The following is a 24,945-nucleotide window of genomic DNA, read 5'->3' as shown; positions in this document are numbered from 1 at the left end:
ATCGAAAACATGAACAATCCAGCACAAGACGCAAGAGACCCGAACAAGAAATCAACAGGGATTCCCGTGGCAAAAAATGAGCGGAAAATCGCCCGAGGCCACGGATTTGGCACACGTACGGAAGAATGTCAGCCTTTGGGCCAATTTTCTCAAACCGGCAAGTTCGGGAGGCTGTTTCCATTGCTTAAACCGCTGGTTCCGCCTGCGGCAAGTCTTGAAGCCCTAGGTGCTGCCATGATTGACAGTGTTACGGTTGATATAAACGGACCAGTAGCTCACCCCGACGGCGACAACGACAACCTTCCGGCAGGATACACTTATTTCGGACAGTTTGTTGATCATGATATTACACTCGACACCACTTCTCTTCAGGAAATCTTGGTTGACCCTTTGGCAGTTACAAATTTCCGGACCCCGATGCTTGACCTTGACTCGATCTACGGCTCCGGGCCGGTAGCCAATCCTTATCTCTATCAAAGAGATAATAACGGTTTATTTTTGATCGGAAACACCAGCAACACGCCTCCGTTTGGAGACCCCTCTGTTCCGGTAAGTCTTCCTAACGATCTTCCCCGTAATTCAGAAGGCTTCGCACTGATAGGAGACCCCAGAAACGACGAGAACCTGGTCGTAGCTCAATTACATCTAGCATTTCTGAAATTTCACAATAAGGTCGTGGAAGGGCTTGTGGACGGATCAATTCCCCGTGAATCTCCGTTACGTAAATCGACTTTCGAAGAAGCCCGTGATCTGGTGATCTGGCACTACCAATGGATAGTCTTGCATGACTTTTTGCCCAGGATACTGGATCCCGTGCAACTGAACGATGTACTTGTAAACGGTAGAAAGTTTTACAATATCAATGATGACATACCATTTATTCCAGTAGAATTCTCCGTCGCTGCTTACCGTTTTGGCCATAGCATGGTAAGGGAAGCGTATAATTATAACCGTGTTTTTGGTTTTGGACCCGGGGCAGTAACACCGGCAACATTGGAACTACTATTCGAATTCAGTGGATTGTCCTCGCGTAATCCCCAAAGTAGTGTTCCTATACCAAGCGATTGGATCATTGACTGGAGACAGTTTCTGGAAATAGAGCCGAATATAAAACCAGAACTTAGCCGTGGGATTAATCCATTGATTATCCCTAAATTACATGACATCCCTGGATTAGGAAGCCTAGCTGTACGAAACCTTAAACGCGGCAGTAGCATGGGCTTGCCTCCGGGCCAGAGCATTGCCAGACTGATGGCCTTCACGCCACTGACGCCCGATGAGATAGCAACCGGAGCAGATGGCGAGGTAGCAGCAGCGCATGATTTGCATCTGGAAACACCTCTATGGTACTACATTCTAAAGGAGGCGGAAATTCAGGGCGATAGTAAGCATCTAGGTCAGGTTGGGAGTCGCATTGTTGCAGAGGTTTTTATCGGATTGTTAAAAGCAGATTCCAGCTCGTTTCTTGCCAGAAAACCGGAATGGGTTCCTACTCTGGGTGTGCCAGGATCAGGAAACTTTACACTGGCGGATCTTGTCAGGTTTGTGGGTGAAATAAATCAAATCGGTGACACCTTTGATTGGAGAGCAACAGTGGACCTGCAACCTGTTCAACCTACGCCTGGTGGTACTTTAAGTGTGGTTGGAAAAATAAATATGCATCAGGAAATAAAGGTTGCCCAACTTCAAAAACGCATTCCACAGGGAATAAATCCTTCCATTTTGCAATTGGAGATCATCAAAATTGATGCTGAGCTCCCGGAAGGTATTCAGGAAATCAGGTATGAAGAAAATCTGACCACGACAGACCAGTACAGTTCGATTGAGGTCTTTCTGGGTAGTGAAGTGGTGAAAAATATCACTGACATTCAAATTGTTCAATAGTTAAAGGAATTTTCAAGAACAACTTTGTGACCAATGTCTTCCCTAACACAACTTTCAGATATCTGCCAGCGACTGGCGCCGTTCGGTTGGGCGGCGCTTTTAAAAAGGCACGGCCTTAACATTGAAGCTCCGAACCTGGAAGCGGAGATCTACAAGGATATTTCGGCAACCATTGATCGGAACATATTGGGGTTCGAGGATTTTATTTCCTCCGGACGCCGGGCAGTTGAGCCTTATATCCCTTGCAAAAGCCTCCTTTTCCATGCATTTTCAAGCCCGAATGTGCATCCAGGACCAGGGAATTCGATTGTAGATAACCAGGATGCCTATCCCACACTGACCGAGCTCGATGCGTTGGAAAACTTCATTTTTTCTTCTCATCATGGAGCGTCCGGAGTTGCTGTTCGGGATAAGACATTTTTTGAGGAAAATTTTCAATCTGATAACCTGTCGATTACCGTTTTTGCCTATCAGTACCGGGCAGGGATAAGGAGTGTCAACGAGAGATATGCCGACTTTGTCTATTCCAGAACAGGCGTTTCCCGTGTTGGGACGGCCGGTCCTGTGTATGTTCCGGCACGAAGGAGTTTTTGGACCATCCCCGAAAACGGGGAAGATACCATTCCTGTACTGCCTGCGAGATATGGCCTGTTTCTAGCGGAAAAAAGACTCGCGACACGCCGGGAGGACGTGTTGCGTAACCCGAGTGATAACCGGGACTACAATTTTCCAATCCACAAAATTTTCAGTGGAGACGATTGTATCAGGAACCTCAACATTCCGGACTTTGAGTTTGCAGAAAACCATCTTTCTGAAAAATTAAAGCGTGCTTTTGAAGCAATCAATGTGCCGCAAAACGGCTTTGACATCAATCATGCACCTTTTTTGACGAGCTCTAAGTCGGGTGGAAAGTTGGTCAGCCTGGAACCGGTCGGTTCTTCGGCCATCCTGGTGCCGGAGCATGAAGAAACATTGGTCAGTTTCGCAGAGCAGGACGGAAGAAAAGTCAGTTTCCGGGTTCCCGCAAGAGGTAATAATAACCGCTTTTCAACTTCCTTCCAGATCCCCACATTCGGCGGAGGATTAAGACTGGGACCAGAATACATGAATATCCGTTTTCAGCTTATGGCAGACGACACGGTCGAAAATGTGTCAGATCAATTTCCAGCTGCGCGGCACAATGATTTTTTGACAAAAGTCAGGACCGGCGGCTATGATGCAGCCCTGTTCACCGATAAGACCTGTGACGGATGCATTGTTCCTCAATTTGCTGGCCCAAATCCGCTAACCGATAAAATCCTGCCTGCCTATTCGCTTGTGACGGCACCGGATTTCTTTCCATTATGTGATCAGCTGGAAATCGTGAACTGGCTCGCCGAAAACAGACTCACCGCCAACGAGCATTTTGCATTTGGAGCACCGCGACCGCTCTTTAACGATAGGTCCCGCATCAATCCTTTCATCGAACTGCCGGATTCAGGGAACGCTGCTTTTTCTGAAAATACGCAAACTGAAACAGTCGTGGCCATTGTGAGTATGTCCGTTTTTAGCAATTCCAATTCAATTGTTACAAAGGATCATAACCAGGTCAGCTTTTTAACCGATGCCGCGAGCGGGGTCTTTGCGCCAGGCTGGGATGTATCGTTGGTGTTTGACAGAGGGTTGAACAAATCATTTCTAAGTTCCAGCGGGTTGGGAAGTCCATTCCCGGAAGATGCGAAACTTTGCGCCGCTCTGAACTCATTTTGGCCGGCGGTGGCGCCGGATGCTTCTCAAACTTTTATTGATGACAAGGTAAACGGGGTGATCCCTACGGCCTTCCCGATGATGAACTCAGAGCTGGGCTATCACCAGAACCACCCTTTGGTCACTACCGGCATAAAGAGCGCATCAACCGGCTGGGATGGCGAGCAGGGGCCCTTCTTTGAAGGAGATTTTCAATTTGTAAATTTTACCAACATTGAAAGATCCGACTACACGGCAAACGCGCTGAAAGGAAAAATATCGGTAAAGCAATTATGTATGGTTGGCGCGAGCGAATGGATCGACCGGATGACTGTTTTAAGAAACTGCATTTTTATCTTACCGGGTAATGGCCGGGTACCCGACTCGAAGGAAATGCGATTGGTTTATGCTGAGAAGATAACGGATTGGGGTGAGGCTGCGGAAAGGGTGGATGTTCGTCTGACAGGAGTCGGCTATATTTTTCAATTTGCAGTATTGGAAGGTAATGAACTGTCTACGGGAGAAGTAATGCGCAGAAAAAAGGCTGTGAAAGAATCGTACACATGTCAGATTTCTGAAACATTCATTTTCTTCAAAGAAAATTCCCAACCTAATTTTCAGGCAGTAAGGAGATCCGCAATACCGATCAGACGTTGAGCACCGACTAAAAATGAATGCATTGATCATTGGTGCCGGCCCCGCTGGTACTTCCTGCGCAATTCAACTTTTAAAGGCTGGTATTGAGGTTAGCATATTGGATAAGCAACATTTTCCAAGATCCGCTCCTGGTGAAACGTTGCATCCCGGTATTGAGCCACTGTTGAAAGAACTGGACATTTGGAAGGAAATCGAAGGGTTTTCCTTTAAGCGGCATCCCGGAATTATTACAGAATTCCGGGATTCGGCTAAGTTGGACTTGTACAATCAGGAAGGCAGTTGGGAAGGGTTTCAATTTCCCCGGGACACTTTCGATCAACTTTTGCTGGATCAGGCAATTAGTTTAGGTGCAAAATTCTATTCCGGCTCCAAAATAACCGATGTGACATTAAGCTCTATCGGCATTGCGACGGTGTTTACTAATTCCGGAAGCTTCAACGCAAGTTTTTTCATTGATGCATCGGGAAGAAATGCTGTATTGCCTAAAAAATTGGGTATCCGATATAAACAACAGTCAACCCCATTATTTGTCCATTTTGGTTATGTAGAATCGGAGAATACCCATTCATTTTCAACTCCCCGGATGATTTGGGATGCTGACGGCTGGATTTGGGTTTCGAGGATCTCGGAAAAGCTCATCAGTTGGAACCGACTTTATCCGTTTAACCAAAAAATTGCTAAAAACTGGCTGCCGGAATGCCTGCAACACCTCAAACCGGCCGGGTCGCACAAGGCTGCAGATGTTACCTGGCGGATAGCCGAAAACGTTTCCCGGAGTAACTACTTTTTAATCGGCGATGCCGCCTTCACATTTGACCCGGCATCCTCCAAAGGCGTTTTGAAAGCGGTCATGAGCGGTATGATGTGCGGCTATTTGCTGGGACAATTGAAGCTTGTAAAATCGGATATTAAAGAAATACATGCTCATTACAACACCTGGATGAATGACTGGTTTTCGAACGATCTGGCGAATATGAAAAACATGTACGCAGAGAAAGGATTTCCAATTTAATTTATATCAACCTTCGACGCTTGTTCCAGTGAAAGTGCTCCTGGTTTTCACAATGTTATGCCTTTGCTACTGCACTTCTTTACAAATCAATAGCGTATCAGGAGTTTGTTTGATGCTTGAATTCTGACCTTAAAAACAAAAAAGGACTGTCGCCAACAGTCCTCCGATTCCTAAACCTTTTCTCCCAACTTCTGAAACCCCTCTACAAGTAAGTTCACATCAAAAAGCGCCGACTTTTCGGTCGTATCAAACGGAATATCCGAATGATAAAGCGCCAGATCATGGACCATTTTGAGCGAATGTGCCAGCTCCTTGCAGCCCTGACATTCTACAAGATACCGAAATGATCGGCGGCAGCATTGTTGCTTTTTTCACAAGGCAAATCCCTTGGTAGCAGAAAAATCGAAAAAGTACTAAATTGCCGCACAAAACCCACACCCTATGAAATCCACACTCGCCCACCTCCCAAAAACCAAACAAGACCAACTAAAAGCGCTCACCCAAATAATTCTCGACAAAGTCCCAGCCGAAATGATCATCCTCTTCGGCAGCTACGCGCGGGGCGATTGGGTCGAAGACTACCAGGAAAAATACGAATATGTGAGCGATTTCGACATTCTGATTGTCACCAAAGACAAGAATGCCGCCAAGCAAGTCAAGAAATCGCGGGAGCTGGACAAGGAATTGATGGCCAATGAGGCGATCACCAGAACCAGCATCATCTACCACAGCATTGGTTTTGTGAACGACAAGATCGAGCGGAACTACTATTTTTTTGTAGATATTTTGAAGGAAGGAATTTTGCTTTATGATTCAGGAAAATTCACTTTGTCCGAGCCGAAAAATCTTAATGTGGCGCAACGGGTGGAAAAATCGACTGAGGAATTTGAACATTGGTTCGAAGGTGCTTGCCAGTTTTTGGAGACAGCATATATCCAGATTGAAAAAACCTGGTATAAAATAGCTGCCTTTCAACTTCACCAAGCCACTGAAAGATATTATGCTGCCATACTTCTCGTTTTCACTGATTACAAGCCAAGAATCCATGACATTGATTCTAGGAAATCAGGTCGAAAAACTGAACACCAACTTCGCGACAGTTTTTCCAAAAACGACAGCCGAAGAAGAGCGACTATTTATTCTTCTTAAGAAAGCGTACATCGATGCGCGTTACAACAAGAATTACAAGATTGAAAAAGAGGAATTGGAATACCTTGGCGGTCGGGTTACATTACTGAAAGATTTGACGGAACGGATTTGTAGAGAGCGGATTGCGCAGTTTACTGACAGCTGATCCAATGAACGAAGCTTTTTTCGCTTTGGCTGCTACTTGAAGAACTCGGCTTCGCTATTCTGCATCACCCCAGCGATCAATACATGCTTGCAGCCGCTTTCAACGTGCCGACTTCGTTGCCTATCCGTATTAATTGACCACATAATTTCCTTAAAACTCTCAATTCCTGCTTCCAAATTCTCAATAATATCATTGGCAAAAATGTCAGGATCAGGCAAATTATCCAGGTCTGTCAAGCTATTGTCTTTTAGCCAGATTACGCAAGTTTGGGCAAATTCACTTCCTCAGGTTGAACCGCTGAGTTCAGTGCAGCCATTTTTATAATATTATCAGCATTCTCAGGATTGATCATTAAATGTGTCCTCTCCAATAAGAGCTTGTCATTTAAGAACTTGTGCTTCATCTCAAATTCGGCGAATATCTGGCTCCATTTCTTAACATAAACTTTAATACGTCCCTTATCAGACCAATGCACCAATGATTCAATTCCATGGTTAGCATTCGTCTCTATCAGTTTTTTTATAAATCCTGTATTGTCAAACTCGTTTCCAATCAAATAGAATTCCCAAGACATATTAGGCGCATTGAACATTGGCTCATTTAGGATTGTCTGTAAATACTTATCCACTTGCCCATACTGGCTCAGTCCTAGCCTAATTTTCGGGTGTTTTAATTCAACTACAATATTTTCAATTCTATTTGTCTGAACATTTTGTCTGCACATAAATATGTCCATTTCTTTGTATTTATGAGGATGGTCGAGCTTATGATCAGTATCCTCTTTATATAACAAATAGTGATATCGTCTTAAAGCTTCATCAAACTTTGGTTCGGCTGCTGTGACTAAGTGATATTGTTCTCCGAAAAGCCAATAATGATTTTCAATAACCTTTTGTAAATGATTGACCTCGTTTGCTTTGAGATCAGCGCTAAATACCAAATCTCTTAGATGATAATATGTTTTGTATCGATCCTCAATTAGCTTAATGCATTCAACAATTCTGTTAAGCTTCGTGGTTTTGAATAACTCCACAAAGTCGTTCCTTTCCTCCGTATCAAGATCCACAACTTCATCAATTATTCTCAGCAAATTATCCCTTTCATTTGAGTCGAGCAGCAAATCCAGTAATCTGACAAATGTTTTCTTCTGATCAGTGTTCAGACTAATAAAGAGTTTAGGTTGCACCTCATAGAGTCCAATGATCGTTTCTTCAAGCAAAGATTTTTTGAAGATTTTTTCCCATTCATTTCGATATATGGGCATTATTCCATCTTGCTCGTATTGTTGAACCAGTTTCGCACCGTATTCCCTGAGGAATGGCTTCCGCTTCTCACGTAAATATTTGGTGATCTCAAAAAGCAAAAATTTGTATTCAAGTGAAGATTTTGCCTTGCTAAGCAAACTTAGCTGAGGTGATGATTCTGAACTTCCGAAATCGAAGTTGTCAAAAATATCACTTTGAATGTAGACGCTGTGATAAAACTCGTCACCTTTCTTATTTAGTGTTGTAAAATCTTTATATACCTCGTCTCCAGCACTGGAAAGAAAATAAAACTTGGAAAGCTCTTTATGAAGTGTCTCTTTCCACTGCACATACTTGAACGTGAATACAGTACCCGTAGCCTCATAGATTAGTGTTTGTGTTTCTTGGTAGTCGAGAATGTTGTTAATGTAATCTAAATCAGCGTCATTGACAATAATCCTGAACCCCTTTGCTTTGTTCAATTCAAGAAACCAGCAAAATTCGGAGACTAAAAATGGAATCACCGAATTCTCCATTACTTCCTTGGAAATGAACACATTGTAAAATAAAACCTCAGTTCCAGATAGACTAGTTATTGGAGAATTATGTTGGACTGCGTTGTATGTATGCAAGCCGGATACGCCAATTTCAACTGTCCCACTTGCAAGTCCGTTCTTTGTCTCGAACGCCGTTGTCCATCTTGCGTTGTGGGCAAATGTAAAGAATGTGAGACGTCCCACGCCATTCTTTCCATGCGTTGCAGAATGATGTTTTGGGGAGGATATTTCTATCGCCTTTTCAGACTCATAAAAGGGCACAAATTTGACAGGGAGCTTTTCGAAGTCAATGCCATATCCGTTGTCCGTAATTCTGACTTCATTTATATTTTCGAAGGCGTCAATAGAATACTTGAGATTTACAATAGTCGCATCTGCGTCAAATCCATTCCATATATATTCGGCAATCGACAGTTGTGCGTTGTAATTGCGAAGAATTTTTTTAATTCCCTTTGAGCTTATTTCTAGTCTATTTCTCACGGTTTACAGGCTGATTTCTGATTGTATGCCAAGTTTGCTGGATTAGCTTGATCATGAGGTTATTGTATATCCTAAACCTTCGTCAAGGCAACTTCTATTATGTCGTTGTCAAAACCAATTTGGTTTAAGAAGCATGCTACAAGCAACAGTTTGATCTTTTTGGTAACGTAATATAACTCCTTTCCATCTAGAATGTCATCGCTATCCTTTTTGTAGAAATGAGAGTAATAGTGTCTCGAGTCTACTACCTGCTTGAAAATTTCCGTCTTATTGACAAAAGCCGAGCTAATCACGCTGAGATGGCAGAATTCATCATGTAAGCATAGGAGTCTGTCTGAAAGGCCTTTTTGTTTCGCATATCTAAATCGGCGATGGAATCCCTCCAAGGACTGTACAATGTTCAGGAAGTTGTTCACCGCAAATACATTATTGGGCTTGATGTTCTCAATAAGGTATCTTCGAATCGGCCAAAGATCACCATCCATATGTAGCCAGTTTTCAAGCAACTTTTTCACCAAATGATCTACTTGGTTGAATGAAAATAAGAATTTTGAAAAATGCTTTACTGTTGGCGTGTAAGATAACGGTGGTTCTAGAAATACATCCAAAGTAATTGGCCGATTGTGTTCATGTTCTCCCTTCATGTTCCAAAATAACTTAATGGCTGCAACCTTCACTTCTGAAAGCGTAGCAAGAGATAGAAAGTCACAGAATAGTGAAATTTGCTTGGATAACTCAAGATAGGAAACGGAAATTTGGCTCTCAATATCTACGAATACGTCCTGGTTTATTTCCCGTCTGTACTGATCTTTTCCTTGATAATCATACTTATAGTTGAGAGTAAACTTATATTGGTCGTCGATAGCAATTGCAATCGGTTCAGGATATTTGTATTCAAGACTAAATCCTGATTCATCAACGGAGGTACGAGTTATACCAGTGAAGCCAAGCCATTCTTGCAAATGTGAATATTGAACACGAATTTTTTTGAAGATGGCCTCGTTTGGGTCTTCGAGGAAACAGCCCGCCACAATGTCACCAACGATGAAGGAGGTCAATGGGAACTCTGAATTCAAATTAAGACTGGATGCACCGGGTATACAGTTTAGTAAAGAATATCCTTCACCGTTAGCCCCCCGTCCAAAAATTGCGGGCGTATTTTTCGATTGTTCCTTTTCGAGCGAACTGAGATATTCGTCATGCGAATTCCCGTTCAATGAGCCAAATAACTCAAGCCGGAATCGATCTCCTTCAACATTTAAAATGCCCGCAATTCTGTTTTCTTCATGATTGGGCAAGAACCAATATCCTTTAACCGGAAATTTTGTCATCATAGTTATTTTTGGGAGGATTTGCTTCATAAAGTCTGGGTTGAGACTGCCATCCTTCAAAAACTTATTAACCGGTTTTTGCATACATATAAATCTTCCTAACTAGACAATTCACCCACCCTCTAACATGACCGCCGAAACCCTCAACATTCAACTCCTCGAACTCTACCAAACATACACCCAATCCATCTACTCCCAAACCTGGGATGACAATGTCTCCGCACCATTGCTAATGCACGTTTTTGACGAGTATTGTGTGATGGAAAATAAGATTCTTTTCGTCGGACAGGAGACCCATAGCTGGGGACAGATGAACTTAAAACCAAGTCCCGAAGAGCTACTAAACAAATACCGTGATTTCAATCTCGGCAAGTCGGCCGACTATGGCGACGGAAAGCCGTTTCGTTATTTGCGTAGTCCGTTCTGGAATTTTAATCGCAATCTCTTCTTTCAGGGGAATTGGCGTAACAGTGAGGTAACTAACAAAACGAATGGATTTCTTTGGACCAATATATCCAAGTTCGATTGCAACAGTACTACGCCGTCACACGAGCTGCAAGATCGCAACAAGGCAGGTTTTGAATTGCTGAAAGCTGAAATTTCCATATTAAAACCAGATGTGGTGGTTTTCCTCACCGGTTCCAAATACGACCATCGCATCGATGAGGTGTTCAAGCCTACGCGCGAAACCATTTTGCCCGACGGATATTTATATCGACTTTCCACCAGCGACGGTTCTCTGCCGCCCCGCACTTTCCAAACCAAACATCCCAGAACATTACTAGGCTCCCGCCGGAATAAAATGCCGAATCGGTATCAGGAGGTTTTGGGGGAGGTTGTTGAATGTGGGTTTTCAATTTAAAACTTATAAATTTATGAAATGAGTTCTGTAAAATTTGATCTGGCAATATTGGGTTGGCAGCAGTTTGAGTTGCTTGCGTTTAAATGTCTCCAAGAGGATATATCTCGATCGATAAAGTATTTTGATGGCGGAAAAGATAAAGGTAGAGACATAATATACAGCGGTGTTACGCATTTCTTTGAAGTTGGTGAAAATTCAGCGGACCATATCTTCCAAGTGAAGCATAAATCGGATCTAAAAGCATTTGCGGACTTAAAAAATGATCTCAATAAGGAATTGAGAAAAGTTATTATTCGACATGATTTACCTTTTGATAATTATTGTCTTGTAACGAATCTGCCGATAAACGCAAATGAATACGATGAACTTAGAGAACTATTTATTGATTTCAAAGCTGAGCATTCGCCAAATAGGAGTATTAATTTCTATATATATGATTATCATCACTTTGAAAGTGCAATAGAAAAATATAGTTATATTAAATGGAGCTTTCCCTCCATAGTCAAGTCAACCGACTTTGAATATATAATTAGAAATTTGTTCATCGAAAAAAATAGCCTCTTTGTTAAGACATGGCTAAGCATATTTAATAGGAACCGAGCAAAGTTTATAAATACTAATATCTATGAAGAGGCAAAAGTGAAAATCGAGGATAATACAGCAATACTATTGTCAGGCCCACCAAGAACTGGTAAAACATTTACTGCGGAAATGATCCTATTGGATAAGTTTATTCAGGAAGGTTTTTGTCCCTATAAGATAGATAATATTGAAAAATTCTTTAATTTTTTTGTTGAGGGAGAGAAGCAACTATTTTTGTTTGATGATACATTTGGTCGTCACGAGATAGAACCTTCTCGAGCAGACGAAATTAATCGTAAATTGGAAGATGTGTTTGAATTGTTGGATTCTAATCACAAATGTGTTTTTACTAGCCGGGAATATATTGTTAGAGCATTTGATGAGTATTCTGACTTAAATATTGAAAAGATGCTATCGAAAATTACCGTGGATACGTCTTTCCTAACTCCTGAAGAAAAAGAGAATTTATTGCTGCGCTATTTCACAATCAAATTTCCTAATTGTGACTTTGCTTATCCAAATGGCTTAAAATTGCTGACTTCGCATGTTAATTTTTCCCCAGAAAGTGTACGTTCGTATTTTGAAGATGTAGACGAATTCAAGGCACATCTCTTTCTTCGACATATAGGAAAACCATTCAAATATTTAGAAAAAATTTTCATTAACCTATCAATTGAAAAGCAAAGTATTCTCCTCTCGATCCTAGTTTCCCTGCGTTCAGATTTAAAGAATATTGAATATTCATACAAAAATATATGTAACGATTATGGACGAAATTCTTTCATTAGTTTGCAAAGAGAGGTTTATAATATGGACGAGTCAATTATCAAAATTGAAGGTAATCAAATAAGTTTTTTTCATCCGTCGATGGTAGATTTTTTTGTTGAATACTTAGGAAATCTAAATGATATTTATCGAGACGTAATAATAAAAAATATAAATTTCGAGCTACTAAGCTTAGTTAGATTTAATAACAGATCTAGTCCCGAAATATTGAAAAAATACATCTATTTGGAATTGAGTGATTTAGATAGTTTGCAACTTGGGTTCCGAAGAATCATTTCTAACCAAAATATATCAATAGCTGATATAAATGCCATTTTAATCTGGCTTAACTCACCAAATATTTTAATTAGTTTTAAGTTGCAGTGGGGTATCCAATATAGAGATTTTCAGAACGGGGTTATTTTTGACTTAGTACACGTCAATATAGATAAATTTAGAGGTTCGAGTGTTGGTGATCTAATTTTTTTCTTTAAACAAGTTACTTTACACGGATATCGACTTTCTAATGCATATAATATAGTTACAGAACTGCTTTTCTGTAAAAAGAATGATCCTGATTTTTGGAATTTAGTTTTTAGAATAATTCCAGTTACTCCACATGAAATTCTTTTTGATGAGCGGTACCTTGGTCAGACTTGGTTTGATGAATTTTATGCCACGTTGGATGCCCAAATCATCCTCCTTCTAAAAGAACAGTCTTCCTTAAGAGGTTTGGTAGATATAAGTTGGTACCCTAGGTACCTTCGCTGTAAAGAGCAATTAAAAGCAATTCAAGCTCATCATCCTCTTGGATATCCAAGATATGAAAACATTATCAACAAGTTTCAAACACTAAAAAGCCGTGAGGATTATCACCAGACATACTTCAATAGATTGAAGGGTGAAGGAAAAGAGAGATTGCCGTTCTAGCACAAAAAATGCTTTAAGATTGAATAATGAACCGTTAGAAAATTCCCCCACCCTCAATTTGCATTTCAGCAAATTTCTCCCGAATAAGCGACCTCCAAAAAAGTAGCGTTTATGAAAAATCTTGAAAGTGTCGCCCTGTTATGATGTGAGGTCGGCGAAAGTCCCTCGAACGATGATTACTTCGTCTGGACACCTTGGGCAGGGCATTTTTTTATCCATCCATCCAAAAAAGTATCTTAATGAAGAACAAACCAAACTTCCCCCGAGTCTGCGGACTCTACGTGTAAGGCCTACGGTGAAAAGGTCAAAGAATTGCTGAGGGCCAGTTCGCCAGAAGCCTGATGTGATTATCTTTGGTCGCTGCATGGCGGTTATGTGCTGGCTCAGAAGTAATTAGGCTATCCCCCCGACGCCCCAAATGTATTCTGGTCGTTCCGCGATCTGCTGTTTTTCTTTGAGAGTTTCAGGGAAAATAAGCGGAAGATTGATTGAGTGATCGGGACTCTCCCGATGTGAATTGCATTATTTACTCTCGTTCCTTATTATGATTCTTCCCCCGGTTCAGCATTGTTTTATCCGAAATCCCAATAATACAAGCCGCAACCATTTCGTCCAATGTATTAGCATACTGACTATTTTCTAATAACCAGCTTAAATGGTCGGAGGTCAGGCTGACATTCTTGTGATCAAGATCTCGCAGTGTGTACACTTTCCGTTTCCTCTGCATTTCAGCTTTCAACTTATCCAGTTCAGGAAGCAGAATGCTAAGCCACAAATCCGCGAATTGATCAAGGTCTGCATAATTCTCGTCATCATATTCTGGGTGGAAAAGAGCTAATATTTTCTCAGCATTTTGGTTGTCTGCTTCCGACTTGAAAATGTTCGTCGCGTAATAATTCAGAATTTTTTCGGCACGCTCTAATGCCCGTTTCTTCTTCCAAGGTAAGAGCTCCTTTTCTTGTTTGCGGAGCCGATACATTACCTGTCGCATTGCTTCCTTCGTATTTACTTCATTCCACCTTCGCTGAACGACCTTGCCAGTTGAAAGGTATTGCTTTAATTTTTCTGAAATTTCAGAGAAGTCAGTGTAGCTTTTGCTTGTACCATCAATTAACAGCCATTTTGGACTTTTGGCGGTGCTGCCTCTAAAAGCAAAAAAGCTCCAAGTCTGCTCTGTCTCTAAAAAGCTGATTGCTGTTTTTACCGAAGCTTCGACATCTTTATACTCATCATAAGTACGACGATCGATTAACGCGCCCTTCCCTTCAATGAGACTGTAAAGATCCTGCGTACTATCACTTACCCCGTCCCAGCCGTAGTCTTCTTGGGTGTACTCTGTAAATGCTTGTATAAAATTTTTTGTATTCAGACCATTCCTTAATTGTTTATTATAGATAGCGGTCGGGATTTCCACATTATTTCCAATCAGGCCTTGGTTACCATGAGCGTATCAATCATTCTTTTATCACCATTCAGTGAAAATTCTTCCGAATCGTCAGGCCAAAGGATGGTAATCTCTTGGTGCTCGCAGTCCATGCGTTCCAGCCGACCGATACGCTGTTCGATTATTCGCAATACACTGGGCATGTCCAGCAAAACCAGGCAACTGGCGTCTTGAAGGTTGATCCCCTCCGACATTGCATCGGAACAAAGCGCAATTAATTTCTCATCTGCCTGATTTTCTAATGCAAAAAGTCTGGTAACTTTCTCTCGGTTGCCGGTATTGTGGCCCGCAGCAACGATCGTTGTCAGATCCGGACGCTTTTCTGAAAGTAATTTGTGTAGATAATCCAGCGTGATAACAGTAGAATCAAACGCAAGAATTTTCTTATGACTCTTGGTTTGATTGATCAACTGGTTCACTTTACTCAGCTCTCTTCTATTGTTTTGCCACTTCCTGTCGGGTCCGCGATTAGCACGCGCCCTTGATCCTGCATAATCTTCATAGCGCGAGCAATACCGATTTTTTGAGAGGGCCAAAGTTCTTGCGACATTAAAGCTTGATATAAAACCGGATACTCCCGCATCCATTTGCTTTCCAGTATTTCGGCAACTGTCCTCCCAATCCGCATCCTTAAATAGCTTTTTAAGCAGTGCTATCAACTCATCATTATAGTCTTTTCCCTTACTGAAATAATATTCTCCGATGCGCTTAATGTCTTTATACATATCCTCGCTAGCAGCGTTGGATTGTTATTCGACTCTAATGTTAGCCTCAGTTTGAGCGATTGTTCCTGACTTACTGAAATTAGAGGAACCCAAAATCGCAGCATGATCGCCAATGTAAATTTTCGCGTGGAATCGATCTATGGCCTTAAAATGATAAGTCTCTGTTTTTATTTTTTCAATAATCTTTAAAATCGGACCGCAGAGTTTAGTGCTTACATTTTGCTGGCACCAAATACATCTAACAGCATGGATAGAGAAGTAAAGCCCGTCAGGATAAGGTAATCTGACGAGTTACGAATGTCCTTCAAAAGGATCTCGCGAACGGTCCGGCTTTGTTCCTTCAAATCCTATTTTAAAATAAGGTCTTATACTCCGTTTCTTAAATGGATTTACCTTGATGGCCAAGGATCCACTGACACCGCTCACTGTAATTCACCGGGCTACTATCTGAATTTACTTTATAAAGTGGCTTATTGGCTCCAACGCCTGCCACGATTTCTACACTAATTTCCTGCTTGCCCTTTAATGTTCGCAATTCGCCCAGCTCATTGTCGACATCGGCCTCCTTCCTGGCGGCGTCACAAACTTCCATTTCAGACAACCGATTGTATTTAGCTTTCGCATCACTATACTTTCCGTCGACTACCGCCTTTCTTCCGTTACTCCTCAGCGTATCGATTTTATTATAGATGCTTTTGAACTGATACCGCTGCCGAGGATTCTGTAACTGCAAGAACCAAGTAAGAATGCACTTATCAAACCAAACATCCCAGCATTGCGCAAACACCCGCCGGAATTAAATGCTGATACGACTGGAACTCTACAAATGGAAAAACTTCTGTATTCCGGCGGCTCAATATTATTTATGGTCGAAACTATTCTGGTAAAACAACTTTATCTAGAATATTAAGTGTATAGAAAACGGTTGTCTGCACAGGCATTACCAGGACGCAGATTTTTCAATTGTACTGGAAGGGGGGAAGATATTCAATCAGAACAACTTTGATCAGCTCGACAAGAAAACTAAAATCCGTGTTTACAACACTGATTTTGTGAGAGAAAATCTAAGTTGGATTCACAATGATGAAGAAGGAACTATTGAACCCCTTACAATTCTTGGTGCATTAAATGTAGACCTGGATAAGCAAATTAAAGAAATTGACTTGATGCTTGGCAGTTTAGAAGAAGCAAATGGTCATCTTGCCGATTTCAAGTCAATGGAAGAATCATTTGCGAAAACAACAGCCGAGTTTCGTAAGAAAGATATGGAGCTAGATGAATGCAATTCGCCTAGTTGATCTACTCCCAAGTTCGTAGCTCTGATAAAGGTAACAACTTGATCAGCAACACTACATACCGTTAGGTATTTTCCCTATTGATCCGCATTTGGGGCAGTACGAAGTATTATTATTTAAAGTCGCTTGATGTATGTTGTCCAAAAAAATTCCCGAACCATAGACATGACCTCGAGAGCAAATTGCCTGAATTTCCACTGGATTGATTTAAGAGAATCTAATGTGGTACCTACAAAAAGACAACAGAAATTAATACATAATCGAAAAAACCCTCAATGCTGCCTGTATTGAGGGTTTTAGCGTCTATCTGCAGAGAGAGAGGGATTCGAACCCCCGGACCTGTAACAGTCAACGGTTTTCAAGACCGTCGCAATCGACCACTCTGCCATCTCTCTAAAGTATTTCGCCGTATGCGAAACGTGGTGCAAATGTAAATATAAAATCCTTATGCGCAATAGTTGCGTTAAAAAAATCTCGTTGATCAATACGAGGAAAAGGCTGAAACCGCTTGCCGATCGGGAATGTAAGCGGTCGGGGGAGTCGAAATTTTGTATCGGACGTCTCAGTAGTAACAAGGAATAAAAGACGTTTTTATTCGAAAAGTCGCGAGAAATGATCTTTCCAATTTGCTGCGCATTCCGTTACGCAACTGTCTGAACTGCCGTTCTCAACAATTTTCACAACGCCCTTATTTAAGACAAAGCTCGCATCGGCTGGATATGTGCGCAAGATTGATCCGTTCAGCTCAACATTACGCTCTTAAAAGTGCTGTGAAAGCGTTTTATTGTGCTCTCTGGGAAGATAGTTGTAGCAGCGGTTTCAGACGGAGCCGAAGAGACAGGCACCAAAAGAGGTTTGGACCGTTTTGAGGATTCGTTGTCCCCAAAATTACCGAAAATCTCCGCTATAATGTCCTCTTCAATGTCTTTGGAAAACACAAACCGCACGGACGTGGCTGCACATAGTCTTGTAATAATGACCGTCAATGCTGTATTTTTTTTGAAGTTTTTTAAAAACAGTTGAAATACAGGCTACTTTTGCCAGATAACACACAACAATGTTCATCTCGGAATATGTGGGCGAAACTTCCATGGTTGAAGTGATTTGAAATGAAACATTACCTTGCACTTTTTGCCCTTTTTTTCTCCTTCGCAGGTCATGCCCAGGTTTTGCGAAAACGTACCACCATGCTCATGGGCGGGCGTTTCGACATTACAATCGTCGCCAAAGATTCGGCGGAGGCAGAGGAGAATATCAAGGAGGTCATCGCTGAAATCACGCGGATCGAAAACCTGATTTCCGATTGGAAGCCCACATCCCTGGTTTCAGAAGTAAATGCGTGTGCGGGCATTCGTCCGGTGCATGTCGAAATGGAGGTCTTTGAGTTAACAGAAAGGGCGATCGCGCTCTCGATATTAACCAACGGTGCCTTCGATATCAGCTTTGCCGCTATGGACCGCATCTGGAAATTCGACGGATCTATGACCGAAATGCCGACCGCTGTGGCGATTGCAAAATCCGTTGAAAAAGTGGGTTATCAAAACATTATTCTTGACAAAAAACACATGACTATTTTCCTGAAAAGGAAGGGAATGAAGATCGGGTTTGGGGCGTTGGGCGAAGGCTATGCGACGGATCGATGCAGGGATATGATGCTTAAAAAAGGGGTTGAAGCGGGCATTGTGAATGGTTCGGGCGATATGAGCGCGTGGGGAAAGCAGCCGGATGGCAGCGATTGGGTGATCGGCATTACAGACCCGAAACGACAGGGAGCACTTTTTGCAGTGGTGCCGCTCCGCCAGGGCGCGGTGGTGACTTCGGGGAGTTATGAGAAGTTTGTGGTGTTCAATAATAAACGTTATTCGCACATAATCAATCCCGCAACCGGTTACCCCGCAACCGGACTCACCAGCGTGACCGTTTTTGGCCCCAGCGCCGAGAGAGCCAATGGTTTCAGCACTTCATTGATGGTTTTGGGGAAAAATGCCGGAATGAAACTGATTAATGATTTTCCTGAATTCAGCTGCATTATGATCACCGACAACGGCAAAGTTTTCACTTCCAAGAACTTCGATATTTCGGACTATCAGACTCAGTAGCAGTCCATAAGCACCTGGCTGTGCGACTGGTAATAGCTGATGTCTTTTCCTAACCGGGCCTGGCAAATGTCGTCCAGTAAGGCGACCACCTTGTTTTGCATCGAAAGCGAACCACATAGCATAATCACGCCATCGTTTGCCAATGTATCGGCTACAAAAGCTTCATCGGCTGCGAGCAAATCGCGCACATACTGCCTTTCTCCCTCACGTGAGTAAGCAATATGGAGGCTGTTTAACTTCTTGCCTTCCAGGCTTTTATCGATAGCGTTTTTGTAAAGCGAAAAAGAAGCCTGGTCCCGGAAGCCACAGTACAACCGGCAATTCGCATCAGGACTTTGCTCATCGATCATGCCCAGAAATGGCGCTATGCCTGTTCCGTTGGAGATCATGATCACGGAAGTGGCTTTTTCCGGAAAATGAAAATGCTCATTCCCGACAATCCTGGCACTGATAACGCTTCCTGAATTGAGGCGATACAGATACTCGGAACCCAAACCGCCCTCGTGTAACTTTACGCTTAACTGAATATTATTCCCAACCTTACCAATCGAATAAAGCCGCTCGCGGTGATCATTGGCGGGATAAATAGCCAGCAAGTCGCCGGAAGTGAAGTCTGTGAGATCATTGGCCTGAAAGCTGATTAAAAATGATTCGCCTGCGTCAGTAACCTCTGTTTTATGTATTACGGTAAAGTCTTGTAATGGCTCCTGCCGGGTTGTCAGTGCATCGCTCGCAATCTCCAACGCAATGCCCGCCTGCTGCGACCAGCTTGCCGCCCATTGACCGAATTCATCGGGCGATTTGTCATTCACTGTGTGGATTTCGAGTGTTGGAATAGACCATTCCTGCTTTGCGAAAAGGTTATCAACCTCAAAAGCGAATTTGCAAAAATCGGGATAGCCATGCGAACCAAAACCTACAACGGAGAATCGGATGGGATGGGGCTGTTTGTGCTTTTCCAACTGCATTGCGAACCGGGCAGCATTGGTAGGCGGGTTACCCAGCCCGTAAGTCGCCGCCATGATGATCATATTCGATGCTTTTGGGAAAACCCTGTAATTATTTAATTCCGTGACAAAGGCTGATTTTCCATTGGTAATGAGCTGTTTATGAATGGCATTGGCAAAGCCGAATGTGCTGCCGTTTTCTGAGCCTACCAGAATAATAAACTCGCTTTCCTCGGCGGTATATTTGTTTTGGATCCGATTGGCCCTGCGCCTGAATGTCATCGCAAAGCCGGAGTAAATGAAGAAAAGGATGTTTCCCGAAGCGACTGCCAGAATAATTGCCCAAACCGCATTCGTACGGCCTGTGTGCAAATCCAGGTTAAGCTCGGTCAGCATTGAAGCAGTCGGGTAATTTATTTCGCTCAGAATATCCCCCGTTATCTGGTTCACCGTCACTTCCCGGTTGGCAAGTTTTAATGTGTAGTAATCCTCAGGATCTTCGGAAAACGGGAACTCAATGGTCTGGACTTCTGATAATTTTATGTTTTTAAATATTTCAAAATCAGCCGGATTCTTAACCGGCTCTGATTTTATGGCATCAAAATCCACTTCGGCTGACACTTTCGGCGATGCTATCAAGCCAAAACGTGCCAGCGACAGATAGGTGCCGCTTAATGCAATGATCAGGATTGGAATAAGCGATAACCTGCCCAGAATCACATGATAATACTGGGCGAAATTTTCTTTGATGATGCGGTTGAAAAACCGTTTAAGGCCACGCTGGCGCTGAATGATCAACATTGTCCCGGAAACCGTGATCAGTAGTAGCAAAAATGCCGTCAGACCGATCAGGAAGCGGCCGGTTTCGTGGATAAAAAGAGAGCGGTGTAAAGCGGTTACCCATTCAAAAAACTCGCTTTTGGGAGATGGATAACCGAGTATTTTTCCCGTTTGCGGATCAATGTAGGCTTGCAGCTTTTTTCCTTCGGCATCGGAGCCCCTGATCTGGACAAACTGGTTTTTGTCAACTGTCAGCTCGCTGATTCCGGGATATTGTTTTCTTAAAACCGGCAGTGTCCGGGCAAGCGTTGTTTCACTTAAATTGTCGGTGCGGTAGGGTAGGACTTTCTCCGATAATGGCTGGAACGCCAGGATGATACCGGTTATCGAAGCAAGGGCCAGAAAAATAAAAGAAGATACAGCCAGTGCGAGGTGGCTGTATCTCCATATGGAAATGGTCATAGGACACGCATTGCATTAATTTGGGCTAAACCGGACGTAACGAATGTATCCGGTGCCTTCATTTTTGGCAGAAAGCGCCTCGGTGGTCAATGGTATTTCCAGATCTTTTACATGATATTTCTGGTCTTCCACAGCACTTTCGAAACGAATTTTATAACCAGCATTGAGCTTCGCATTATCAATTTCAAACACGTTCACGCTGCGGTCGCCCCCGGTTACGGATGCTCCGGTGATCGCGCTAATGTTCGTTTTTTGCCTGGATTGGAATTTATGCCATTCTTTCATGCTGTTATACCACTTTTTATCCGGGCCAAGAACATACAACGTTTTTTCGTAAGCGCCTTTGCCGTTGATAAGCGAAATCACAATGTAAGCGCCTTCACCCATGTAATTCGTCATCTGGATCATGCACTTGTATTTGCTGGTGCCGGTTGTTTGCGCAATTGCAGCATTGGGTTGGGCCAGGTTCAGCGTGAGAAAAAGGATTGTTATTTTAAGTAAATCAGACATGAAAATTATTTCAGGAAATTAACGGTTACATTGTTTTTGGACAACGATTCATTTTCACCTGCCAGGTCAAAAGCAGTTTCTTTGAAGTTGGTTTCAATCTCTTTTTTAGCCCCGATCGAAAGCAGATATTTCAGCATGGCATCGTCTTTAGAAACCATCGCAGCCTTGTGCAAGGCTGTTATGCCTTCGGTGTTTTTTGCATTCACATCAATCTGATACGGCTCCAAAAGTTTCACAAGGGCCAGGTCGTTTTTCGCAACTGCCACGTGGTACAATGTGTTTCCATTTTTAGCCGGGGCAGCAATGTTGAAGCCTTTGTCTTGCAAAGCTTTCACCTTAGCTCCGAATTCATTCGCCGTTCTTGCATTGTAGGACTGTGCGAGGTAAAATGCCAGGTTATCGCCGTTTTTATCCGTTGTGTTAATGTCAGCGCCTTTGTTGATCAGGTAGCTGATCACTTCCGGAGAATTTCCGCGAACAGCCATTGCCAGCGCGCTAGCCCCCTTTTCGTTGACCTGGTTAATGTTTTTAACAGTGGAAAGTAATATTCCAATGGTCGCTGTGTCGCGATTGCTGGCCGTTGCGTTCATGAAAACGGTGTTGCCATCTTCGTCCGCTTTATTTACATCAACACCCTTGCTCAGGAAATATCTGATGATTTCTTCTTGCTTTGGCTTACGAACAATGGCGTGCAGTGCATTCTCTCCGTTCTTGCCGATCACCGTCGGTTTCAATTTCAGACTTTCCAGATATTGATAAACTTCAATCAGATTAGCACCGCCGCGAGAGCCTTGTGCCGCCATGAGGATCGCATCTGAATTTGCAGGGACACCTTTCGCCAGGAGCGCTTTTAAAACTTCAATCTTTCCTGCCCGTGCGGCGTAGCTGAATGCATTGTTACCGGCAGCGTCTGTACTTTTCAGATCAAGGCCTTTTGATATAAAATAATTGGTCAAAGCCAGATCTTTGTCATTTGCAATGCCGATGAGCAGCGCATTCGCTCCGTCATTGTTCAGGTCCTTTTTCAAGTCAGCGCCATGTGCCAGGCAGATGTCGTAAACTTTGGTATTCTGCTGACCGCCGCCCGCCGCGAAATTGATCGGAGTAGCGCCGTGGCCGTCTACATAATTTCCTTTCGAACCTTTTGCAACGAGATATTCCATCAGCTCCACATTGCCACGCATTGCGGCCCAATGCAGGTAAATGCGGCCATCGTGCGTTGCCTTGTCCACTGTGTTGCCCGGCTGGGTGAGGAGATATTCAATGGTAGGATTGGGTGCACTGGCATTAATCGCCAACACAACCGGATCAAACATGTTGTTGTTAAACTGAGCGGGATTGCTTCCTTTTTCAATTTCTGCTTTCACTGCGTTCACGTCCGGGGAGGTTTTCCAGAACGACTGTTCCAGAAGCACATTTTGCTGAGCCTGAGCAGCCAAAGAAAAGAATGCGCAAACGGCAATAAGAAGTTTTTTCATACAGACACGAATTAGTAAATGCTGGGTTAACCTGATGCGTTTCCCTGGTCAAAGAGTCAAGGTGCACAAAGTTAAACGATACTTGGTCTAAATATGGATTTGCCGGAAGTTTTTGAAATGAAATTAAATGGGAAAAAGACAAATCATCTCAATATGCCACTTGAAACAACATACTTGGAAAGTTCCTTTGCGAACCGCTGCGCGCCAGGTTCGCTGAGGTGGCAAACGTCGCAAAATGTGGCGGAATCTTTGGGCATAACGGCTGAAATGTCGAAAAAATAGGTTTTCTGTTCCCGGTGGACTCTTTCGAGCACTTGGTTGTGCGTTCGAACGCCCTTGAGGACATTTTCGGGTTTGCCCCATGTGGTCACAGGCGAGACCATGTAACAGGGCGTAAAGTATTGTTTATCAGTGGCTTCGCCCGTCAGCTTTGCACCGGTAGGGAAGAAAGTTGTGTACTTTACCAGGAGTAGCGGATCGTGTTTTTCGCTGGCCAGGCGGGCAATGTCGCTGATGTTATGGTAATAAGACTTTGCGGTTTTGATGTCTTTTCCGTAGACAGCGTAGGTAGGATCCACTTGCTCGTTGCTGACGAAATTGCGGTGCCTTAACCTGTCTATGACGCTTTTATACAATAAATGAACCGCATAGGGGATCACGGTAATGTTCAGTTCCGGGTGTAGCAGCAGCAAATTGATCTCGTCGTACCATTTGATATGGCTGTAATCGGGATAGAACATTTCCGTTGGAACGTTGTTGGCGCGGTTTTCATTAATCGCCTCGTAGTAAATAACCAGGTCGTAATGCTGGTCTTTCAGCAGCCTGTATTTCACCATATTATCGCGGGAGTTGTGCCCGGGCATCGCAACGTTGAAGAAATTGAACTTCCTGATATCCGGATAGGCTTTCTGAAACAATGTATCCAGACGCATCTCCAACCTCGACCAATGCGTATTGACCACAGAACCGCCCAGGATGAGGATATTACGCGTATCATCCCTACGCTCAACCGCTGCCTGCTGCATAGGCTGGATGTAGGGATAATATTTACTCTCGAGATATTTGGCTGGCTGAAAGAACGGGTAACCGAAAAAGACAAGCGCGATCCTGAAAACAAGCTCTGAAAAAACAAACAGGAGCCCCAACAGGGTAATGGAAAGGTAAAATTTTCTAGATAGCATGTGTTTAAGGTAATGTGCGACGTTACCATAAAGACCCCGAATCACTTTCCGAACGTTGCATCGCCCCAGAATTTATTAACTGCCCGGTTGCATGTGCGTGCTGATCGCAATGCGGTTCCAGCCGTTGATCGTCACAATGGCCATGATAACCTGCGCCAGATATTGCTGGCCGAACGTTTCCTCTGCCTGGCGGTATAGTTCGGTGGGAATACCATCATTATGGATTAAGGTCACCGCCTCGGTTAGTGCTAAAATGATCTTTTCTTCGGCTGTAAAAAGGCTGGTTTCTTTCCAGGCATTCAGCAACACCAGGCGTTCTACGGTTTCTCCGGATTTTAGCGCGTCTTTGCTATGCATGTCCAGACAAAACGCGCAATGGTTGATCTGCGAAGCCCGCATTTTAATCAGTTCTTTGTGGACTTTGGTTAACTCACTGTTTCTCAGGAAGCCTTCAAGGGCATACATTGCTTTGTAAGCTTCCGGCTGCACGGCCTGCATGTTTAATCGATTTTCCATGATCTTGTTCTATATAATGAATGAGTGAATGAATTATTAACTGGACAAATGTCGCAGTCAGTAGTCTGAAAAAACTTAAACCAGTTTAAGAACGCACTGTTGATTGTAAAAGCGGCTTGATGCAAACCGGTCAGGATAATCTTGTTCATATCCTGTTTTGTCCGAAGCTTTTAGGGTAATAAAGA

General features: G+C 43.0%; 21 protein-coding genes, 1 tRNA gene and 1 pseudogene. 9 read left to right on the top strand and 14 right to left on the bottom strand.

Going from position 1 to position 24,945, the window contains the following annotated elements:
• Positions 1 to 9: 9 nt before the first annotated feature.
• The 4 genes from MUK70_RS15095 (at position 10) to MUK70_RS15080 (ending at position 6,427) form a co-directional block, all read left to right on the top strand.
• On the top strand, positions 10 to 1,884 hold the full coding sequence (locus MUK70_RS15095) for a peroxidase family protein (protein ID WP_234653412.1): 1,875 nt from the start codon (positions 10 to 12) through the stop codon (positions 1,882 to 1,884).
• 33 nt (positions 1,885 to 1,917) lie between these two features.
• The gene (locus MUK70_RS15090; protein ID WP_234653410.1) at positions 1,918 to 4,266 is read left to right on the top strand and encodes a hypothetical protein; all 2,349 of its coding nucleotides are present in this window, start codon (positions 1,918 to 1,920) and stop codon (positions 4,264 to 4,266) included.
• Positions 4,267 to 4,279: 13 nt separating this feature from the next.
• Positions 4,280 to 5,278 (top strand): NAD(P)/FAD-dependent oxidoreductase, encoded by a 999-nt coding sequence (locus tag MUK70_RS15085; protein WP_234653408.1) that lies wholly within the window; start codon positions 4,280 to 4,282, stop codon positions 5,276 to 5,278.
• Positions 5,279 to 5,719: 441 nt separating this feature from the next.
• Positions 5,720 to 6,427 (top strand): HEPN domain-containing protein, encoded by a 708-nt coding sequence (locus MUK70_RS15080; protein ID WP_234653406.1) that lies wholly within the window; start codon positions 5,720 to 5,722, stop codon positions 6,425 to 6,427.
• Between the two features lie 177 nt (positions 6,428 to 6,604).
• On the opposite strand, the gene MUK70_RS15075 is transcribed toward MUK70_RS15080, so the two are convergent.
• The 3 genes from MUK70_RS15075 to MUK70_RS15065 form a co-directional block, all read right to left on the bottom strand.
• Positions 6,605 to 6,808, bottom strand: a complete 204-nt coding sequence (locus tag MUK70_RS15075; RefSeq protein ID WP_234653404.1) for a hypothetical protein — start codon at positions 6,806 to 6,808, stop codon at positions 6,605 to 6,607.
• Positions 6,809 to 6,828: 20 nt separating this feature from the next.
• Positions 6,829 to 8,853, bottom strand: a complete 2,025-nt coding sequence (locus MUK70_RS15070; protein WP_234653402.1) for an ATP-binding protein — start codon at positions 8,851 to 8,853, stop codon at positions 6,829 to 6,831.
• Between the two features lie 71 nt (positions 8,854 to 8,924).
• A complete protein-coding gene (locus MUK70_RS15065) occupies positions 8,925 to 10,214 on the bottom strand; it encodes an ApeA N-terminal domain 1-containing protein (protein ID WP_234653400.1) in 1,290 nt (429 codons plus the stop codon).
• Positions 10,215 to 10,311: 97 nt separating this feature from the next.
• Here MUK70_RS15065 and MUK70_RS15060 point away from each other — a divergent pair, with 97 nt between their 5' ends.
• Positions 10,312 to 11,046 (top strand): uracil-DNA glycosylase family protein, encoded by a 735-nt coding sequence (locus MUK70_RS15060; protein ID WP_234653398.1) that lies wholly within the window; start codon positions 10,312 to 10,314, stop codon positions 11,044 to 11,046.
• Between the two features lie 18 nt (positions 11,047 to 11,064).
• Complete coding sequence (locus MUK70_RS15055; RefSeq protein ID WP_234653396.1) at positions 11,065 to 13,323, top strand: nSTAND3 domain-containing NTPase; 2,259 nt, start codon at positions 11,065 to 11,067, stop codon at positions 13,321 to 13,323.
• A gap of 526 nt (positions 13,324 to 13,849) precedes the next feature.
• Here the strand turns inward: MUK70_RS15055 and MUK70_RS15050 are convergent.
• Genes MUK70_RS15050 through MUK70_RS15040 form a run of 5 tightly spaced genes read right to left on the bottom strand, consistent with a single transcriptional unit; the run spans position 13,850 to position 16,225 of the window.
• Positions 13,850 to 14,737, bottom strand: a complete 888-nt coding sequence (locus tag MUK70_RS15050; protein WP_234653394.1) for a hypothetical protein — start codon at positions 14,735 to 14,737, stop codon at positions 13,850 to 13,852.
• Between the two features lie 11 nt (positions 14,738 to 14,748).
• The gene (locus tag MUK70_RS15045; protein WP_234653392.1) at positions 14,749 to 15,492 is read right to left on the bottom strand and encodes a helicase-related protein; all 744 of its coding nucleotides are present in this window, start codon (positions 15,490 to 15,492) and stop codon (positions 14,749 to 14,751) included.
• Between the two features lie 24 nt (positions 15,493 to 15,516).
• Positions 15,517 to 15,663: a phospholipase D-like domain-containing protein gene (locus MUK70_RS31180; protein ID WP_374759715.1), complete on the bottom strand. Its 147-nt coding sequence runs from the start codon at positions 15,661 to 15,663 to the stop codon at positions 15,517 to 15,519.
• A gap of 41 nt (positions 15,664 to 15,704) precedes the next feature.
• On the bottom strand, positions 15,705 to 15,836 hold the full coding sequence (locus MUK70_RS30850) for a hypothetical protein (protein WP_255715886.1): 132 nt from the start codon (positions 15,834 to 15,836) through the stop codon (positions 15,705 to 15,707).
• A 35-nt stretch (positions 15,837 to 15,871) separates the two neighbouring features.
• On the bottom strand, positions 15,872 to 16,225 hold the full coding sequence (locus MUK70_RS15040) for a hypothetical protein (RefSeq protein WP_234653390.1): 354 nt from the start codon (positions 16,223 to 16,225) through the stop codon (positions 15,872 to 15,874).
• A gap of 104 nt (positions 16,226 to 16,329) precedes the next feature.
• Here MUK70_RS15040 and MUK70_RS31175 point away from each other — a divergent pair.
• Together MUK70_RS31175 and MUK70_RS15035 are read left to right on the top strand one after the other, a co-directional pair.
• A pseudogene (locus tag MUK70_RS31175) lies at positions 16,330 to 16,410 on the top strand (AAA family ATPase); the annotation flags it as partial.
• A 134-nt stretch (positions 16,411 to 16,544) separates the two neighbouring features.
• Positions 16,545 to 16,790 carry a hypothetical protein gene (locus MUK70_RS15035; protein WP_234606402.1) on the top strand — a complete coding sequence of 82 codons (246 nt, stop codon included), beginning with the start codon at positions 16,545 to 16,547 and terminating at the stop codon, positions 16,788 to 16,790.
• Between the two features lie 307 nt (positions 16,791 to 17,097).
• Here MUK70_RS15035 and MUK70_RS15030 read toward each other — a convergent pair.
• Positions 17,098 to 17,182: transfer RNA gene (locus tag MUK70_RS15030), tRNA-Ser, on the bottom strand.
• Between the two features lie 714 nt (positions 17,183 to 17,896).
• Between MUK70_RS15030 and MUK70_RS15025 the strand changes: the two genes are divergently transcribed.
• Positions 17,897 to 18,886, top strand: a complete 990-nt coding sequence (locus MUK70_RS15025) for an FAD:protein FMN transferase (protein ID WP_234653389.1) — start codon at positions 17,897 to 17,899, stop codon at positions 18,884 to 18,886.
• Here the strand turns inward: MUK70_RS15025 and MUK70_RS15020 are convergent.
• The 5 genes from MUK70_RS15020 to MUK70_RS15000 all read right to left on the bottom strand — a co-directional run bounded on the left by MUK70_RS15020 (position 18,880) and on the right by MUK70_RS15000 (position 24,760).
• Complete coding sequence (locus MUK70_RS15020) at positions 18,880 to 21,075, bottom strand: PepSY domain-containing protein (RefSeq protein WP_234653387.1); 2,196 nt, start codon at positions 21,073 to 21,075, stop codon at positions 18,880 to 18,882. The genes MUK70_RS15025 and MUK70_RS15020 overlap by 7 nt on opposite strands.
• A gap of 15 nt (positions 21,076 to 21,090) precedes the next feature.
• Positions 21,091 to 21,585: a DUF2271 domain-containing protein gene (locus MUK70_RS15015; protein WP_234653385.1), complete on the bottom strand. Its 495-nt coding sequence runs from the start codon at positions 21,583 to 21,585 to the stop codon at positions 21,091 to 21,093.
• 5 nt (positions 21,586 to 21,590) lie between these two features.
• Complete coding sequence (locus MUK70_RS15010; protein ID WP_234653383.1) at positions 21,591 to 23,063, bottom strand: ankyrin repeat domain-containing protein; 1,473 nt, start codon at positions 23,061 to 23,063, stop codon at positions 21,591 to 21,593.
• A 143-nt stretch (positions 23,064 to 23,206) separates the two neighbouring features.
• Positions 23,207 to 24,244, bottom strand: a complete 1,038-nt coding sequence (locus MUK70_RS15005) for a hypothetical protein (RefSeq protein ID WP_234653381.1) — start codon at positions 24,242 to 24,244, stop codon at positions 23,207 to 23,209.
• Positions 24,245 to 24,319: 75 nt separating this feature from the next.
• Positions 24,320 to 24,760 (bottom strand): carboxymuconolactone decarboxylase family protein, encoded by a 441-nt coding sequence (locus MUK70_RS15000; protein ID WP_234653379.1) that lies wholly within the window; start codon positions 24,758 to 24,760, stop codon positions 24,320 to 24,322.
• Positions 24,761 to 24,945: the final 185 nt, after the last annotated feature.

This window comes from Dyadobacter chenwenxiniae (assembly GCF_022869785.1).
Classification (GTDB): Bacteria; Bacteroidota; Bacteroidia; order Cytophagales; family Spirosomataceae; genus Dyadobacter; species Dyadobacter chenwenxiniae.
This window is presented reverse-complemented; position numbering and strand designations above follow the sequence as displayed.

Excerpts from the sequence above, each read along its gene's own strand:
- MUK70_RS15095 (WP_234653412.1), top strand. The coding sequence starts at position 10 with ATGAACAATCCAGCACAAGACGCAAGAGACCCGAACAAGAAATCAACA.
- MUK70_RS15090 (WP_234653410.1), top strand. The coding sequence starts at position 1,918 with ATGTCTTCCCTAACACAACTTTCAGATATCTGCCAGCGACTGGCGCCG.
- MUK70_RS15085 (WP_234653408.1), top strand. The coding sequence starts at position 4,280 with ATGAATGCATTGATCATTGGTGCCGGCCCCGCTGGTACTTCCTGCGCA.
- MUK70_RS15080 (WP_234653406.1), top strand. The coding sequence starts at position 5,720 with ATGAAATCCACACTCGCCCACCTCCCAAAAACCAAACAAGACCAACTA.
- MUK70_RS15065 (WP_234653400.1), bottom strand. The coding sequence starts at position 10,214 with ATGAAGCAAATCCTCCCAAAAATAACTATGATGACAAAATTTCCGGTT.
- MUK70_RS15060 (WP_234653398.1), top strand. The coding sequence starts at position 10,312 with ATGACCGCCGAAACCCTCAACATTCAACTCCTCGAACTCTACCAAACA.
- MUK70_RS15055 (WP_234653396.1), top strand. The coding sequence starts at position 11,065 with ATGAGTTCTGTAAAATTTGATCTGGCAATATTGGGTTGGCAGCAGTTT.
- MUK70_RS15045 (WP_234653392.1), bottom strand. The coding sequence starts at position 15,492 with ATGTATAAAGACATTAAGCGCATCGGAGAATATTATTTCAGTAAGGGA.
- MUK70_RS15025 (WP_234653389.1), top strand. The coding sequence starts at position 17,897 with ATGAAACATTACCTTGCACTTTTTGCCCTTTTTTTCTCCTTCGCAGGT.
- MUK70_RS15020 (WP_234653387.1), bottom strand. The coding sequence starts at position 21,075 with ATGACCATTTCCATATGGAGATACAGCCACCTCGCACTGGCTGTATCT.
- MUK70_RS15015 (WP_234653385.1), bottom strand. The coding sequence starts at position 21,585 with ATGTCTGATTTACTTAAAATAACAATCCTTTTTCTCACGCTGAACCTG.
- MUK70_RS15010 (WP_234653383.1), bottom strand. The coding sequence starts at position 23,063 with ATGAAAAAACTTCTTATTGCCGTTTGCGCATTCTTTTCTTTGGCTGCT.
- MUK70_RS15005 (WP_234653381.1), bottom strand. The coding sequence starts at position 24,244 with ATGCTATCTAGAAAATTTTACCTTTCCATTACCCTGTTGGGGCTCCTG.
- MUK70_RS15000 (WP_234653379.1), bottom strand. The coding sequence starts at position 24,760 with ATGGAAAATCGATTAAACATGCAGGCCGTGCAGCCGGAAGCTTACAAA.